We start from the raw sequence: 1,326 nt of genomic DNA on the forward strand, positions 1-1,326 counted from the left end.
AATAAAACGGTTAAAATTACAAAAAGATTGGATAAAGCGAAACAGCCATTACAACCGCCGAAGCCAAAACAATCCACTGGGAATGCAACTAAGGGTACGGGTAAAGTTAAGCTATTGCCTTCTTCTAAAGTACATGATGCAATAGGGAAACTTAACAGTAATCAGATAAAGCATATTATAAATGGAAGTAAAAAATCTAATCATCAATGGGAAAAACTTGTGCCTGATAAGAATTGGGGGAAAATAAAAGAAATTATCATCGATGTAATGCATAATGGTGCAGATATACCTTATAAATCTGTTTCTTCTAGAGTTAAAATGGTTAATGGACAATTGGTACAGGTGACATACAAAAAACTACCTGATGGAACAATAAGAATATCTGATGCGTGGGTGAAATAACTATGAAGGAAAAGATAAAGCAATTAATAACATCGGGTGATTTTCAAAAAGCAAAAGAATATATTGAGAATGAAGATAGAAATACTTTAGAGCAAGTTGTTCTTGAATTAGGATTTGATGAAGAGAGTATAAGTGCTTATTCATTTGTCTGTTATTTGATAAATAATAATGAGACTGCATATTATCATTACTTAGCTTCAGAGTTATTAAGTACTGCATTGTGCCATTTACCAGACGCTTACGCAAGTGCATTATACCATGCTAAAAGAGCAGTTGAATTAAGCCCTGAAGATGTTAGCTTGAAAGAACATTTGTTGTTATTCCATGACATTCCAGAAAAGTTAATTAGTAAAGAAGAAGCTAAAGCAATTGCTCAAGAAATATTAAAGATAATGCCAAATAGCGAAGCTGCAAAAAATGTGTTACACAATGCATAAATTTAAAGACCTTGAAAGAGTATTATGACTCTTTCAAGGTCTTTTTTATAGGGTGTGTAGTGCCGAATAACTCCCTTTGTAGTACAACATATACAAATAACCCTTGAAACTCCTGCATGATAATTTTTAGAATTGCCTTGTGTGCACAGGATGAGTTTGAAAAAGATGTCCAATTTTATAATTTTCATCAACAATAAACAGCTGAAAAATCATCAGTTACTACCGTTTTTATCTCCCAAAAGCTTACCTTCGCTTTCTCCTTGCCTTTTGAAATTTTTTTTCGCAACTTTTCCGCCCCTTATTCCGATTACTATAGCGAGAGGCTACTCCACCTCGATTAACTCCTGGATGTCGATGTCTAACACTTTGCATACCGTTTCTATTGTTGATAGATCGGATTAACCCCCATTACTTGGACACAAACAACCTTATTCATCCTTTTTCGTAAAATTCCTCGCTTATACTCGCACTCCTCTAATTACGAACT

Annotated in this window: 2 protein-coding genes; both read left to right on the forward strand. The window is 33.9% G+C overall.

The genetic code is table 11. From position 1 onward, the window contains the following. On the forward strand, positions 1 to 402 hold a 402-nt coding region (locus tag BLR88_RS18840; protein ID WP_217639415.1), incomplete at its 5' end, for a polymorphic toxin type 35 domain-containing protein. Between the two features lie 2 nt (positions 403 to 404). After that, positions 405 to 839 carry a hypothetical protein gene (locus BLR88_RS18845; protein ID WP_013876273.1) on the forward strand — a complete coding sequence of 145 codons (435 nt, stop codon included), beginning with the start codon at positions 405 to 407 and terminating at the stop codon, positions 837 to 839. Positions 840 to 1,326 lie beyond the last annotated feature (487 nt).

Source organism: Aneurinibacillus thermoaerophilus (assembly GCF_900099925.1).
GTDB classification, from domain to species: Bacteria; Bacillota; Bacilli; order Aneurinibacillales; family Aneurinibacillaceae; genus Aneurinibacillus; species Aneurinibacillus thermoaerophilus.